The organism is Campylobacter concisus, assembly GCF_015230015.1.
In the GTDB taxonomy this organism is placed as follows: Bacteria; Campylobacterota; Campylobacteria; order Campylobacterales; family Campylobacteraceae; genus Campylobacter_A; species Campylobacter_A concisus_AF.
The window spans coordinates 1-15,194 of sequence record NZ_JAAKZC010000005.1 but is presented as its reverse complement, the minus strand read 5'-3'; the positions used below and the strand labels follow the sequence as shown (position 1 = coordinate 15,194).

The 15,194-nt window shown below is 39.6% G+C and carries 12 protein-coding genes and 1 pseudogene; 7 read left to right on the top strand and 6 right to left on the bottom strand.

The window, feature by feature from the left end:
* Window positions 1-135: 135 nt before the first annotated feature.
* The 3 genes from G6W42_RS03765 (at window position 136) to G6W42_RS03755 (ending at window position 5,053) form a co-directional block, all read left to right on the top strand.
* On the top strand, window positions 136-879 hold the full coding sequence (locus G6W42_RS03765) for a hypothetical protein (RefSeq protein ID WP_194173004.1): 744 nt from the start codon (window positions 136-138) through the stop codon (window positions 877-879).
* A 267-nt stretch (window positions 880-1,146) separates the two neighbouring features.
* Complete coding sequence (locus G6W42_RS03760; protein WP_194173003.1) at window positions 1,147-3,228, top strand: dynamin family protein; 2,082 nt, start codon at window positions 1,147-1,149, stop codon at window positions 3,226-3,228.
* The gene (locus G6W42_RS03755) at window positions 3,221-5,053 is read left to right on the top strand and encodes a dynamin family protein (RefSeq protein WP_194173002.1); all 1,833 of its coding nucleotides are present in this window, start codon (window positions 3,221-3,223) and stop codon (window positions 5,051-5,053) included. The genes G6W42_RS03760 and G6W42_RS03755 overlap by 8 nt, the downstream gene beginning before the upstream one ends.
* A 58-nt stretch (window positions 5,054-5,111) precedes the next feature.
* Here the strand turns inward: G6W42_RS03755 and G6W42_RS10640 are convergent.
* From G6W42_RS10640 to G6W42_RS03725, 6 genes and pseudogenes are all read right to left on the bottom strand, one after another.
* Window positions 5,112-5,315: pseudogene (locus G6W42_RS10640) on the bottom strand (restriction endonuclease); the annotation flags it as partial.
* 268 nt (window positions 5,316-5,583) lie between these two features.
* On the bottom strand, window positions 5,584-6,303 hold the full coding sequence (locus tag G6W42_RS03745; protein WP_004317555.1) for a fumarate reductase iron-sulfur subunit: 720 nt from the start codon (window positions 6,301-6,303) through the stop codon (window positions 5,584-5,586).
* On the bottom strand, window positions 6,296-8,314 hold the full coding sequence (locus tag G6W42_RS03740) for a fumarate reductase flavoprotein subunit (protein ID WP_103568587.1): 2,019 nt from the start codon (window positions 8,312-8,314) through the stop codon (window positions 6,296-6,298). Before G6W42_RS03740 ends, G6W42_RS03745 begins: the two co-directional genes overlap by 8 nt.
* Window positions 8,315-8,328: 14 nt before the next feature.
* Window positions 8,329-9,027 carry a fumarate reductase cytochrome b subunit gene (locus tag G6W42_RS03735; protein ID WP_035160410.1) on the bottom strand — a complete coding sequence of 233 codons (699 nt, stop codon included), beginning with the start codon at window positions 9,025-9,027 and terminating at the stop codon, window positions 8,329-8,331.
* 119 nt (window positions 9,028-9,146) lie between these two features.
* Window positions 9,147-9,962 (bottom strand): prolipoprotein diacylglyceryl transferase, encoded by an 816-nt coding sequence (gene lgt, locus G6W42_RS03730; RefSeq protein ID WP_107944467.1) that lies wholly within the window; start codon window positions 9,960-9,962, stop codon window positions 9,147-9,149.
* 37 nt (window positions 9,963-9,999) lie between these two features.
* Complete coding sequence (locus G6W42_RS03725) at window positions 10,000-10,635, bottom strand: IMPACT family protein (RefSeq protein WP_194173001.1); 636 nt, start codon at window positions 10,633-10,635, stop codon at window positions 10,000-10,002.
* 126 nt (window positions 10,636-10,761) lie between these two features.
* On the opposite strand from G6W42_RS03725, the gene galU reads away from it, so the two are divergent.
* The 4 genes from galU to G6W42_RS03705 are packed head-to-tail and all read left to right on the top strand — an operon-like array spanning window position 10,762 to window position 14,999.
* Window positions 10,762-11,583, top strand: coding sequence for a UTP--glucose-1-phosphate uridylyltransferase GalU (galU, locus tag G6W42_RS03720; protein WP_009294249.1), 822 nt, complete (start codon window positions 10,762-10,764; stop codon window positions 11,581-11,583).
* Complete coding sequence (locus tag G6W42_RS03715) at window positions 11,580-12,800, top strand: glucose-6-phosphate isomerase (RefSeq protein ID WP_194173000.1); 1,221 nt, start codon at window positions 11,580-11,582, stop codon at window positions 12,798-12,800. Before galU ends, G6W42_RS03715 begins: the two co-directional genes overlap by 4 nt.
* Before the next feature lie 3 nt (window positions 12,801-12,803).
* Window positions 12,804-13,349, top strand: coding sequence for a DUF1287 domain-containing protein (locus G6W42_RS03710; protein ID WP_194172999.1), 546 nt, complete (start codon window positions 12,804-12,806; stop codon window positions 13,347-13,349).
* 60 nt (window positions 13,350-13,409) lie between these two features.
* A complete protein-coding gene (locus G6W42_RS03705; RefSeq protein WP_194172998.1) occupies window positions 13,410-14,999 on the top strand; it encodes an ABC-F family ATP-binding cassette domain-containing protein in 1,590 nt (529 codons plus the stop codon).
* The last annotated feature ends 195 nt before the right edge of the window (window positions 15,000-15,194 follow it).

Genomic DNA, 15,194 nt, shown 5'->3' with positions numbered 1-15,194 from the left:
ATTTACGCTATTTCAAGCTTAAATTTACAATACTTATTTTAATAAATTATATTTATGTAATTTATTTTAATAAAATCATGATAATTTAAACTTTAGTTTGATACTATTTTGTCAAATTTACAAAAAGGTAAAATGATGAAAAAGGCTCTATTTCTAGGATTTAGCGCACTTTTATTATTAGTGGGCTGCAAGGAAAGCAATATAGGCATTGTTAAAAACTATATTTTAAAAGGTAATAAATCAATAACTATAGGCTCAGCGATAGATAGCTTTAAAGGCTGCTCAAGTACCCAGTGGCAAGACATCAGTAGCGATGAAAAGAAAGTGGTTAAAGTAAGCTGTGTGGTGGGAAAAAATGTGCTTGAAGATGAGTTTAAAAGAAAAAATAACGGCTACATAAAAGCTCTAAATAATGCCAAAATTGCTCAGCAAAAAAGAGTTGATAACAGCTTGGAACTAGCTCTTGATAGCGCAAATAGCATATTAAAAAGTGGTAAAAGCATAGACAAAGAGACCATTTTATCGATCGCAAACAAGCACTGTAAATTTGATCCAACGAAAGAAAACGCTGGCTACCTAGCCTCTGTCAGCTGCGATCTTGAGTTTAAAAATGAGCTTGCTCAAATTTTAGATATCAAGCAAAAATGGGTCTTTGATAACGTTGTAGCCCAAAGTAAATATGCAGCCTACTACTCGCAAAAAGAGCCAGAAGTAATCTATTTTGGCGAAAATGCTAAAAAGATAAATGAGAGAGTTATTGAGCTTACTTTTACGATAAATAGCGATAAAAGTGTGGGCATCTCAAAGGCTACAAAGATAGATGACGGCGATACAAAAGAGATAAACCGCGGTTTGGTGGCGATGTTTTACGCAAGATAAATTTTGATACAAAAATAAATATATTTAAGTTTAAAAGTATTACATTTTAAAAGCAATGCTCTCACTTATTTGCAAGAGCAAATTAGCTATTTTAGAAATTAAAGTTGTATTTTACTTGTAACCAAAACTCGGTGCTTTTTTGATACTATTTTTTGTATCTGTGCGAAGTTCTCTTATATCCTTTTGCTTGAGCGCCATCCTCATTTTTTGATAGCTTCATAAGTAAAAATTTAATAAAATCCCAAAATATCAACAAAAAGAGTCTTTATGGATGAGTTTTTAAAACAGGCTTGGCGTGCAAATAAAATTTATACAAATTCTGCTGCTAGCGTGCCATTTTACCCAGATCTGCTAGCTCTTCTTCTAGTTTGCGACGAGAAAAATTTAGATCAGTTTATGGCGCTTGATGAGTTTAGAGCGGTGCTAAAAAGGCTTAAAATCGAGCTTGATATATTTAGCATACAAAGTGCGCAGCTTGCGACTCTTAAGGCGCTAAATGAGGCTAAAATTTCAAGCGATGAGATAGTAAGATATCTAGAAATATTGCGCGGCGAAAAGATCATAGATGATGAGAAATTTGGCTTTTTAGAAAAGATCATAAGCAAAAACAAAGGGACTAATGAGGCTAAAATTTCTCATACAAAGCCAAAAGATCACTTCCATAAAAACCTAGACTTTTTAAACGAGATAAACGAAAAAGCAAGCTTGCTTGATAACGAAAAAACATTTTTAGAGGCGCTTGTGGCAGCCAAAAAAAGATCAAACGAAACGCTTTTTAACATAGCTGCAAGTGGCATCATAAACTCTGGTAAATCAACCCTTTTAAACGCCCTTTTAAACAAATCCGTCCTTGGTGCTTCAAACGTGCCAGAGACGATAAATTTAACCATTTTAAAATACTCCAAAGATAGCTTTGCGAGGGTAAATTTTTACAGCATTGATGAGCTTTTAGCACTTGGCGTACCAAGCGAAAATTTACCAAGCAAAAGCGTAGATATCGGCATAGACGAGATAAAAAACTACACATCTTCAAGCTCAAAAACAGCAAATCTTGTAAAAAGTGTCGAGCTTTATGACGACTTGGAGCTTTTAAAGGACAATGTCTGCATCATAGACACGCCAGGCATCGATGATGCGGTGATTCTAAGAGAGCAGATCACTACAAATTTTATGAAAAAGTGTGACCTTTTAGCTCACCTCATGAACGCCTCACAAAGTGCCACGCAAAAGGACGCGCTCTTTTTGAAAAAATGTCTTGAAAACTCGCATATCGTAAGGCTTGCCGTGGTGCTAACTCACGCTGATGAGCTAAGTGACAAAGAGCTAAACGAGACGCTAAACTACACTAAAAAAGCGATCGGCGAGCAGATAAATGGCGTCGAGATCGATTATTTTGCGCTTAGTGCAAAAAGCTACTTAGAAGGCGCTGCAAATAGCGGCGTAGAGGAGTTTAAAGACTATCTTTACGAGGTGCTCTTTGGCAAAAACTCTAAAAAATCAGCCCTTATCTTAAGCTCGTATCAAAAGGAGCTAAAAAATATCCTAAATAGCAAGCTTGAAGCCACTAAGGCTAAAATTTTGTCGCTCAAAGCTTATGAAGTGGAGCTTAAAAATCTTCAAAATGAGCGGGCAAGCGTTAAAAACGCACTTAGTGAAAATTTCTCTAAACTTGAAAGTCTAACTCAAAATGAGCTTGCAAAACTTGAAAGTAGCAACACCAAAAACATCTATAAAATAGGGCTTGAGACGCTTTTGCAAAATCTAAACGACAAGGTAAAAAGTGAGATAGCTTACTGCAAAAGTAAAAAGCAAAGCTTAAATTTAGAGCGACTAGAGCAAATAGCAAAAACGACGCTTCGTGACGGTGTGATGGCACTTATGAGAGAGGCTAGAAACGAAACTTTGGTGCAAACAAAATTGTGCGAGCAAAACATCGCTTTAAATTTTGATGATTATGTGATGAGCAAAGATGAGGTTTTTAACATCAATGACTTTTTAGAGCAAATGGGTGTAAAGCTTGAATTTAAGGAGCTTTTAGCTGCATTTAGAGCGAAAATTTCAAATGATGCAAGTGAAGCACTTTTAGGCTTAAAAGAGGGCTTGCTAAAAGATAAAAATATCTCTCAATTTTGTGAAATTTTAACTGATCATGAAAAAAATCGCCTTTTAAATCTCATAAAAATCTACCAAACCGCTCAAAAAGCCACGCTTGATCAGAGGCTAAAAGAGCTAGATCATGAGCTAGAAAATCTTAGCTCGCAAAATCAAAACTCACTTTTAAAACTAAAAGAGCAAAGTGCCCTGCAAGATGAAATTTGCTCGCTTTTAGGGGAGCTAGAAAATGTTTAACGAGTTTATAAATGCCTATAAGGCGAGATATTTTAAGGTTTTTACAAGCGACTTTAAAGGCGAGCTAGCAAGGCTAGTAAATGAGCTAAATGACCCAAGCTTGCACGCAAGCGATGAGATAAAAGAGAGCCTAAATTTACTAATCGACACTCTAAATGAACCGCCTCTCATCGCCGTCATCGGGCAGTTTTCAAGTGGCAAATCAACATTTTTAAACGCTTTGCTTGGACAAAACATCTTGCCATCAGGCCTAACACCTGTAACGGCAAAGGCTGTGCGGCTAAAATTTGCAAAGATGCCGCTTCTTAGTGTGAATTTTACAAACGGCAGCGAGAGCTTGCTAGCCAGCAGCGAACTTGCCCAGCTAAACGCTATGAGCGAGCAGATAAAAAGCATGACACTTTATGCGCCAAGTGAAATTTTAAAAGAGGTAAATTTCATCGACACGCCAGGGCTAAACTCGCTAAGAGATGCCGACACAAAAGAGACCAAAAACACACTAAAAAAGGTCTGCGGCGCGATCTGGCTAAGCCTTGCAAATAACGCAGCAAAGGCTAGCGAGCTTGAAAGCGTAGAAGAAATTTTAAAGACAAACGATCTAAAGGCGCTTTGCTTCATCAACCAAAAGGATAAGCTAAGCAAGGACGAGCTTGAAAATCTGCTAAAGCATGCTAGGCAAACTTATGGCGAGCTTTTTGAAGATATCATCGCCATCTCGTCAAAGCAGGCGCTCAATGGCATTGCAAATGAAAACAAGAGCGAGCTTGAAAGCTCAAATTTTACTAAAGCACTAAGCACGGTAAAAGAGGCGTTTTTAAACGCGAACTTTAAAGAAAATTTCATAAAAGCAAGGGCGAAAAAGATAGTAAATTTTTTAATTAGCGAGCAAAAAAATCGCCTCAAAGTTTATAACGCAGCTGGTAAAATTTTAGATAAATTTAATGCCACGCTTGAAGAAAAACTAGAAGCGATAAAAGAGGAGTTTAAGCCTAAAATCGCTCTACGATACAGCGATATGAGCGAGGCTATCAAGCTTGCAAGCGATGAAGTTTTTAAGCTGCTTAAGCCATTTTCTAGGACAAAATTTAACCCAGCGAAGACGCTTTTAAACAAAGAAATTTATAAGCGTGAAAATTTTGAGATGATAAGCCTTGACACGGACGAGGTCTTTTCAAAGCTCATCTATGAAGATATCGTCTTTTCTAAATTTTTTAAACGCTACAAAAGAGATCTAAAAGAGCTTGAAAACGAGATCATATCGGCTTTTAATGAGCTTTATAAAAGCTTAGAAGATGAGCTTTTTATTTACAAATCTCGCTACGAGAGTTTTAATCCATTTGATGAGTTTGCCTCAAACTACGAGACAAAATCTATAAACACCTACGCCGGCAGAACTTATGTGAACTTCTTAAGAGAGTATGAAAATGCCAAATTTAAGGCGATACAAAAGATATCGCTCTTTTTTGAAAAGCTTGACGTAAAGGTCGCATCAAACTACGAAAATGCGCTTAAGCTTGCGGTTTATTTTCTAAAGCAAAAGATCGAAAACTCGCTAAATTCGCACCTGCAAATGGGCACACCACTTTACATCCCGAGCGCAAAAGAGGTTTTTGATCGCATGCTAAATGCCTTTAGCCTTTATGAATTTGACGATCTTATGTGCTCAAACAACTCGTTTTTAAATAAAATTTTGATCGATATAAAGGCTGAGTTTAATGAAATTTATACCCAAAAAATAGCGATGCTTGAACGCCTAAAAGCAAAACCAAAAGAGCAAATTTTAAAGCTAGAAAAACTGCAAGGGAGTTCGGTGGTATTAAAGTGAAATTTGACTTTAAACTGCGTGTGCGAGCGTCTAGCAAATTTTAAATTCGCTAGCATTTTTAAAAATTATTTTCGTCAAAAAAGTCGGTGTCGATCTTGCAAATTTCATATATCTGGCTTGTTTGAACGCCTACTTTATACTTTATTATTAGCTCAGCCAGTCTGTCTCCATCTATCAAGACTACGCTAAAGTTTTGACTATCTTTGGCAAACGTTTGGGCCTCTTTTGTAAATTTTGCTGTAGTGATAAAGACGCCTTTTTTGGTATTTTTGTTTGAGTTTCTCTGAAAATATCAACTTATTTATAAACGTAATCGCTTCATTGTTTACTATATTTTTTTGCATTAGTGCTGGCTTTGGTCTTTTGTTTTTTATTACCTTGCCGCTTGGCTATATAATGGGCATAGTCTTGTCGTTTCCACTTTTAATACTTATCTTTTTCTTATTTGCAGCGTTAGATATTTGTATCTGTATCTTGGCGTCAGTTTGCAGAGTATTTAAATAAATTTGGGGCTTTTTACAGCCCCTTTGCTACTTTATAGCAGCCATTTTTCTACGCATATAAGCTATGCGGCTTTGAAGTGGTAAGTGTTTTGGGCAGTTGTCTTCGCAGCCAAGCAAAGTCATACAACCAAATACACCATCATCATCGCCGATTAGCTCGTAAAAGTCCTCGTCAGTTCTCTTATCAAGTGCGTCTATCTTAAATCTAGCAACCCTGTTTAGACCAACAGCGCCGATGAAATCAGGTCTCATGATAGCTGTTCCACAAGATGCAACACAAATTCCGCACTCTATACAGCGATCAAGCTCGAAAACTTCTTGAGCGACTTCTGGCTCAACTTTCTCTTCAAGCTTAGAGATATCAGTCTCGTGATCTGTGTGTATCCAGCTCTCGACGCGCTTACTCATAGCGTTCATCCAGTTACCAGTATCTACGCTTAGATCTTTTAGTAGTTTAAAGACAGGTAGTGGCATAAGCTCGATGACACCGCTTTCAAAGTCTTTTGTTAGGGTTCTGCAAGCTAGGCTTGGTTTGCCATTTACTAGCATGCCGCAACTACCGCAAATTCCCGCACGACAAACAAAGTCAAAGCTGAGATCTGGATCAAATTTCTCACGAATTTGATTTAACGCGATAAATAGCGTCATACCATCAGTCTCTTCAAGCTCATAAGTCGCAAAATGAGGCTTTGAAACTTTGCTTAAAGGATTGTATTTAAAAGCTTTTATGGTTATTTTTCTACTCATTTCCTATACCTGCTCTTTCATTTGGTGCTTTATATTTTGGTTGAAGGTCATAGTGCATCAAAGCCTCTTGAATTTCTTGTCTGCTCTTGCCTTCTGCTTGCATTTTTTCGCGAATTTCATCGACCTCTTTTTGGCGGATAGCGCTGTTTGGATGCTCGATGATATTTCCTTTTGCACCATAACCTCTAAATGCTGGCGGCATCTCCATCTTCATGATATCAAGTGGCTCATAAGTGATAGTTGGCATAGTGTCGCCTTCTTTCCAGCTTGTAAGCGTTCTGTTTAGCCAGTTAAGGTCATCTCTTTTTGGATAGTCTTCACGGCAGTGAGCACCACGGCTCTCTGTTCTATCAAGCGCACCTTTTGCGATACAAAGCGCTAGTTTTAGCATCTTTGGCACGCGGTAAGCCTCTTCAAGCTCTGGGTTGCCAAATAGTGCTTTGTTGCTTACTTTTACATCAAGTGACTCTTTATAAAGTGCTTCAAGCTCTTTAACAGCAAGCTCTAGACCTTTGCCTGTTCTAAATATCGCAACGTGCTCCCACATTACCTCTTTCATCTTGTTTTTGATATCAAAGACGTTAAATTTACCCTCTTTATTGACAAGACTTAGTAGATAATCTTCTTGTTTTTTAACAAATTTCTCTATATCAGCTGTGTTTATCTCGATCTCGTGGCTAGCGCAGTAATCTGCAAAATAATCACCAACGATCATACCAGCGACAACTGTCTCAGAAACTGAGTTACCACCAAGGCGGTTAAAGCCGTGCATATCCCAGCAAGCAGCCTCGCCAGCGCTAAATAGACCTGCTAGTGTTGGGCTCTCGCCAGTTGGTTTTGTCTTGATGCCACCCATTGAGTAGTGCTGCATAGGCAGGATCGGTGCCCAGCCTTTGCCACGCTGATGTCCTGTCTCGTCGGTATATACTTCAGTGTCAGCAGGATCGATGCCGTTAAAAATTTCGCAAATTTCTTGAACGTCACGTAAATTTTTCTCAATGTGCTCGCGTCCAAGGATAGAGATATCAAGCCAAACGTGATAGCCATAAGGGCTAGGCACACCTTTGCCTGCACGGATGTGCTCCATGATACGGCGACTAACGACGTCGCGGCTAGCTAGCTCTTTTTTCTCTGGTTCATAATCAGGCATAAAGCGGTATCCATCAACATCACGTAAAATTCCGCCATCACCACGGCAACCTTCTGTTAAAAGAATACCAGATGGGACGATTGGAGTTGGGTGAAACTGAACAGCTTCCATGTTGCCAAGCTGAGCTACGCCAGTCTCAAGTGCGATCGCAGCGCCGATACCTTCGCAAACAACAGCGTTTGTAGTGTGTTTATAAACTCTGCCGTATCCGCCAGTTGCTATAAGTGTGCCTTTTGAAACATAAGCTGTGATCTCGCCATTAACTAGGTCACGAACGATTGCGCCATAACAGCGATTATTTTGGTGTATCAAAGCGATCGCCTCTTTGCGGTCGTGAATTTCTACATTGTGCTTAAGCGCTTCGTTTGCAACAGCAAAAAGCATGGTGTGACCAGTTGCGTCAGCTGTATAGCAAGTTCTCCACTTTTTTGTACCACCAAAGTCACGTGAGTGGATAAGGCCATGAACCTCTTCTTTTTCAACGATGGTTGTCTTTTGAGCGTTGATGATAGCGCTTCTTTCGCCTTTTGTGATCCTAGTCCAAGGCACACCCCAAGCTGCAAGCTCTCTAATAGCTTTTGGAGCAGTTTGACAAAACATACGTGCAACTTGTTGATCACAACCCCAGTCGCTACCTTTTACTGTGTCAGCAAAGTGTACATCTTCGTTATCGCCTTCACTCATTTTAGAGTTACCAAGGCTTGCTTGCATGCCACCTTGTGCAGCAGCAGAGTGAGAGCGTTTTACAGGGATGAGGCTCAAAACTACAGTGCTTAAACCCTTTTCTCCAGCAGCCACAGCAGCTCTAAGACCAGCTAGACCGCCACCAATTACCAATGCGTCATAATATTTTACATTCATCTTCTAGCTCCTTTTTAATGGCTGATCCACACGAAATCGGCGATTAGCGCGATCACAGCAAGTATGCCATAAATGACAAATACAACTGTCTTTGCCTTGTTTCTTTTGGCAAACATTTCGTGTTTATTTACGCCATCAATGCTTACCCATTTGACATATAAGCGGTACATGCCAACGCTAGCGTGAACGACCATGAAAACAAGTAGTGCGAAGTAGAAAATTTCTAGTTTGTGAAAAGCGGCAGCTGATTTGTCAGCAGTGATGTGTCCGCCAAAGATGATGTCGATGAGGTGGGCGCTTGCTGCAAAAAATAGAGCAAAGCCTGTTAAAAACTGAAACCACCAAAGTGTGGTATCAAGGTGCTTCATGCGGTCTTTGTGGCCTCTAAACATTAAGTATTGTCTATAATTTGCAGGAAATTTTCTCATTGCCAAGAAGGCGTGAGTTACAAAAACTACAAAGATAACAGCAGCTATAACATTTGTGATCCACCAAGTAGCCTCGCCAAATAAAAATTTAGCCTCTGCAAATCCTACGACAGCGTTAAATGCGTCTTTGCCAAGTAGTATAGTAGAAGTAAAAACCATATGGCACAATATGAAACAGGCTAGAATAAATCCTGTAATACTTTGCCATCTATCCCAAGCGGCTGGAGTGCGGCTTTTTTTGCCGTCCGACCGTTTCCCCAAAAAACCTTCTATAAGCCCGGTCATGAGCCCTCCTAAGAAATTTGAAATAAGTTATCATTTCTTAATACTAATTTAAACATTAGCATTAATTGATAAAGCTAATGCTATCAGAACTTTACTTTAATAAATTTTAAATATTGACATTAAATTTTCGTAAAACTCTTATAAAGTTTAATATAGACAAAAATTCCGAGCCCGCACATAATAAGTGATAAAATTTGCCCCATCGATAGACCAAAAATAATAAAACCAAGTCCAGAATCAGGCTCTCTGTAAAATTCGCAAATAAATCTTGCAAATGTGTATAAAATGGCATAAAGTGCTATGAGTTCGCCATTAAATTTCTTATATTTTCTATATAAAAATAAAATGACAAAAATAACTAAACCTTCTAAGAATGCCTCGTAAAGCTGGCTTGGATGTCTTGGCTGACCAAAGACATTTATCGCCCAAGGCACATCTGTGACGCGTCCAAAAAGCTCTTGATTTAAGAAATTTCCTATCCTGCCAAAGGTGTAGCCAAAAGGTATGCAGATGGCGCAAAGATCAAGTAGCTGCCAAGCGTTTTGCTTATATCTTTTGCAAAATAAAATTGTCGCTAGCAAAAAGCCAACCACGGCGCCGTGATAGCTCATGCCGCGAATTCCTATAAACTCGCCGTTGTGGATCGGATTAAAAATTTGCCAAGGCTGCGTTAGATAATAGCTTGCTTCACCTGAATAAACCAAAACCCAGCCAAGTCTAGCGCCTAAAATGACGCCTATTTCTACCCAAAAAAAGTAGTTGTCTAAAAGCTGATTTGAGATGGGGATATCATCTTTTTTAACGAGATACTTTGCCATGGCAAGCGCTAAAACAAGGGCTAAAATATACATAAGCCCATACCAATGCACGCTAAAGCCAAAGAGGCTAAAGGCGACTGGGTTAAAGTGGTTATAAATGTCGTTCCAAATTTCCATTTTTTTACTTTCTTTTTAAATTTATGCGATTTTACAATTAATAAATAAACAGCGCTTTGCTACCAAGTGGCAAGGCTAGAAATTTAAACTCGCTTGCTTCAAATTCTTTGCAAAATTTAAATAGCTCAGTAAACTCAGCCTCGTTTAAATTTACGCTCCAGATCGCTCCAAGGTCATTAAATTCTCTTTCAAATTCACTTAAATTTTTAGTGGAAAAATAGTGCTCAAAACGGCTCATCAGCGAAAAAGGGGTAAAAAATTTAACCTCATCTTTTATCTCAAATTTGATCACGCCACCATCTTTTATAGCCTCGTTTATCACCTCATTCACAGCCCCTGAATAGGCTCTTACAAGCCCTCCAGTGCCAAGCTTTATCCCGCCAAAATACCTGACTATCAAGACGCCAACATTTATAAGCCCCGCTCCTCTTAGCGCGTTTAGGCTTGGCTGGCCGCTAGTGCCCTTTGGCTCGCCATCATCACTTTGATTTTCAACGATTTGTCCGTATTTGTTTAGCTCCCTTGTCGCCCAAACTACGTGAACGGCCTTAAAATGCTCCTCTTTTAGGTGTTCGTGCAAACTTTTAAACGAGCTTATCGGGCACAAAAATGCTAAGAAATTTGACTTTTTTATATCAAGCTGGGCTTTAAAAATCCTATCAATCGTCTGCAAATTTGCTCTTTTTTAAAAATTTCAAAAATCTTATCAATTTGCTAATTAAAGCCTTGTAAATTCAGACAAATTTATATTATTAAGGAAAAGATAGTAGAATTTTGCAATTTTTCATGAAGGACTAAAATGATACAAACTTGCCTATTTCCAGCGGCTGGATATGGAACGAGGTTTTTACCAGCTACAAAATCGCTCCCAAAAGAGATGTTGCCGATCCTTACAAAACCGCTCATTCACTACGGCGTTGATGAGGCGCTTGAGGCTGGCATGGATAATATGGCCTTTGTCACAGGACGCGGAAAAAGGGCGCTTGAGGACTATTTTGATATCAGCTACGAGCTAGAAAAAGAGATCGCAGGCAGCTCAAAAGAGTCGCTACTTAGCGAAGTTAGAAATTTAATGAGCTCATGCACATTTTCATTTACTAGGCAAAATGCCATGAAAGGGCTTGGACACGCCATTTATACGGGCAAAACTCTAGTTCGCGATGAAGCTTTTGGGGTCATTTTGGCAGATGATCTATGTATAAATGAAAATGGCGAGGGCGTGCTTTCGCAAATGGTTAAAATTTATGAGAAATACCGCTGCAGCGTCGTAGCTGTGATGGAGGTGCCAAAAGAGCAGACCAAGTCTTATGGCGTCGTAAGCGGTAGGTTTATAGAAGATGATCTAATAATGGTTGATGATATGGTTGAAAAGCCTGATCCTGCTGAGGCTCCGACAAATTTAGCAATAATTGGTCGCTACATCTTAACGCCAGATATTTTTAACATCTTAGAGCGAACAAAACCAGGTAAAAACGGCGAAATCCAGATCACAGACGCGCTAAAAACGCAGGCAAAAGATGGCATGGTGCTAGCTTATAAATTTAAGGGCAAGAGGTTTGACTGCGGTAGCATCGATGGCTTTGTCGAGGCTACAAATTTCTTTTACGAGCGCAGTAAATGATAGAGACTTCATTTAAATTTAACTTTGCAAGCAGCGATGTCATCGACTCATACGCCAAACGCATAAACGACGAGTACGAAAGCGGCGAGATAGGCTACTACCACCTGCCAGCCCTTGGGCAAAATTTGCTTGGCGAGACCCGGGAGTATGAAAAGGGGCTAGCTCATATCAAAAATGTAGTACTTGTTGGCATTGGTGGCAGCAGTCTTGGCGTAAAGGCGCTAAAATCGATGCTTGAAGGCACAAAGGGGATAAAAAGAGAGCTTTTATTTTTAGATAACGTCGATCCTTGCAGCTACAAAAGCGCGCTTAGTGGGCTAAATTTTAACGAGACACTTTTTATAATAAGCTCAAAATCAGGCAACACGATCGAGACGATCACTATTTTTAAGTGCTTGCTTGATGACTTTAAGCCTCAAAATTTAGGAAAAAATTTTCTCATCATAACTGATCCAGGCACAAATTTAGAAAATTTCGCCAAAGAAAATGGCATCAAATTTTTTAACATCCCAAAAAACGTTGGCGGGAGATTTAGCGTACTAAGTGCGATCGGCCTTGTGCCTCTTGGTATCTGCGGCTACGATATAAAGGCACTTCTGGAGGGCGCGCTTGCTTGCAAGAGGCAATACATCGAGCAAAAAGATAGCTCCATAGTCGCTAAAGCCTACCACTACGCTACTAGTAGAAACGCCAGCATAAATGTCATTTTTAGCTATTGTGATAGATTTTTTGAATTTAACGACTGGTACGTGCAGCTTTGGGCTGAGAGCCTTGGCAAAAAACGAGGCTATAAAAGGGTCGGCCTTACGCCAGTTGGACTTGTCGGCAGCCGCGATCAGCACAGCTTTTTGCAGCTTATCATGGACGGCGTAAAAGATAAGAGTGTGACATTTATAAAGATAAAAGATCACGCAAGCGACAAGACTATCCCAAATTTGAGCCTAAAAGGGCTTGAAGAGTGCGACTTTGTGGCGGGTCTAAGCCTAAATGAGCTTATAAATTTGCAGTGCGACGCGACGGCTATGGCGCTGGTGCAAGAGGGCATAAGTGTCGATACGATCACGCTTGAGAGGCTTGATGAGTTTCATGCTGGCTGGCTCATTTTTTACTACGAGCTATTAACCTCGGCCACTGGTATCATGCTAGGCATCAACACCTACGATCAGCCAGGCGTTGAGATAGGAAAACGTATCTTAAAAACCATGCTTTTAAAGTAGAAAATGAAGAAATTTCTACTTTTAGCTCTTTTTGCCACGCAAATTTTTGCCTTTTCGGCGAGTAAATTTGTAAATGATGCTAGGTCGCAGATCGGTGTGACGCTAAGTTACGATCCAAGCTACGAAAGGCTCGCCTATCCTATGGGTGACGTGGATATCAAAAAGGGCGTTTGCACCGACGTTGTAGTAAGGGCTTTGCGGCATCAAGATATGGATCTGCAAAGGCTCATTTTTGAAGATATGAGTAGAAATTTCGCAAGCTATCCTAAAAAATGGGGACTTAAAAAGGCTGATAAAAACATCGATCACAGGCGTGTTTTAAACATAGCTACCTATCTAAAAAGAAAAGGTTTTGAGGTGAGTGATGATAAATTTTTGCCAGGCGATATCGTCACATGGATGCTACCAAGAAATCTACCTCACATCGGCGTGATCTCAGATAAATTTTATGCCAAAACACCGCTTGTCATTCACAATATCGGCTCTGGTGTGCAAGAAGAAAACATACTTTATAGTTACAAGATCACGGGGCATTTTAGGCTAAAGTAGCAAATGGCTTTTTAATCAAATTTTAGGCAAAATCGCAAAAAATAAATTCAAGGAAAAATAATGTTAGAAGTTAGGGGACTTACTCAAAGATTTGCAAGTAGTTTGCTATTTGAGGATGTAAATTTAAAGCTAAATCGTCACAACAGATACGGACTAATCGGTGCAAATGGCGCTGGTAAATCGACATTTTTAAAAATTTTAAGTGGAGCTATCGAGCCAACTAGCGGAGAGATCATTATAGAAAATGGACTAAAGGTTGGCGTGCTTGGGCAAGATCAGTTTGCATTTGAAAATTTCACGCTAAAAGATGCGGTGCTTTATGGCAACAAGCGCCTATATGACGCTGTAAAAGAGAAAGAGAAGCTCTATATGAGCGAGGAATTTACTGATGAGATAAATGAGCGCTTAAGCGAGCTTGAGATGATAAGCGCTGAGGAAGACCCAAGCTACGAGTATGAGACTAGGATAGAAAAAATCCTAAGCTCGCTAGGGCTAAATGAATTTGACAAGCTGATGAGCGAGGTCGAAAACTCGGATAAAGTTAAAGTTTTACTAGCTCAGGTGCTATTTCCAAAGCCAGACATCTTGTTCTTAGACGAGCCAACAAACAACCTTGATATAGACGCGATCGCATGGCTAGAAAACGAGCTAAACCGCCACGAGGGCACACTTGTGGTTATCAGCCACGACAGGCACTTTTTAAATAGAGTTTGCACAAACATTTTGGATGTGGATTTTAAGAAAATTCGCGAGTTTTCAGGCAACTACGATGATTGGTATATGGCTGCAAATTTGATTGCAAAGCAGCATGAGATGGAGCGTGACAAGAAGCTAAAAGAGAAAGAGGAGCTGGAGAAATTTATCGCGAGATTTTCAGCAAATGCGAGCAAGGCAAAGCAGGCGACTTCACGTGCAAAGCAGCTTGAAAAATTAGATATCGCTGAGATCGCAGTCTCAAGCAGGCGTGATCCAAGCATACTTTTTCGTGCAAATCGCGAGATAGGCAATGAACTAATTGAGCTAAAGAACGTAAGTAAGAAATTTGATGATAAAGTGATATTTGAAAACTTTAACTTTAAGCTTGAAAAGGGCGACAAGCTAGCCATTATCGGCCACAACGGCGTTGGTAAAAGCACACTTTGTAAGATCATAATGGGCGAGATAAAGCCTGACGCGGGCGAAGTGCATATAGGTGCGACCATTGAGCTAGGATATTTTGCGCAAGATACGGTAAATAAGATAGATGGCGAGCTAAAGCTTTATGAGTACTTGCAAGATGCCAAAAACAAGGACATCGACGAGATCAGAAAGTGCCTTGGCAGGATGCTCTTTAGCGGTGCTGAACAAGAAAAAGCAGTAGGCGCACTAAGCGGTGGCGAAAAACACCGAGTAAGACTAGCTCAGCTCATGCTTCACAGACCAAATTTACTTGTCATGGATGAGCCAAACAACCACCTCGACCTCGAGGCTATCATCGCACTTGGCGAGGCGTTTTACAACTTTAATGGCTCAGTCATCTGCGTGAGCCACGACAGGGAGCTGATAGACGCCTTTGCAAATAGAATTTTACACCTAAAAGGTAGTGGCGAATTCGTTGATTTTAAAGGCACATACGAAGAATACAGAGCAAATTTAGGCCTTGAAGCTTAAATGCTCACTTTGCCTCTAGTTTTTCTAGAGGCAGTTTAAATTTTTCCATTAAATTTACCATTCAAAGCGAACTTGTAATTTTTGGTAGAGCTGCAAATTTTAAATTTTCATCATATAAATGTGTCACGAAGTAATATTATAAAGAAAATTTAACTTAGAATTTTATTTTACTATTTTGATAACTTTGAATTTATA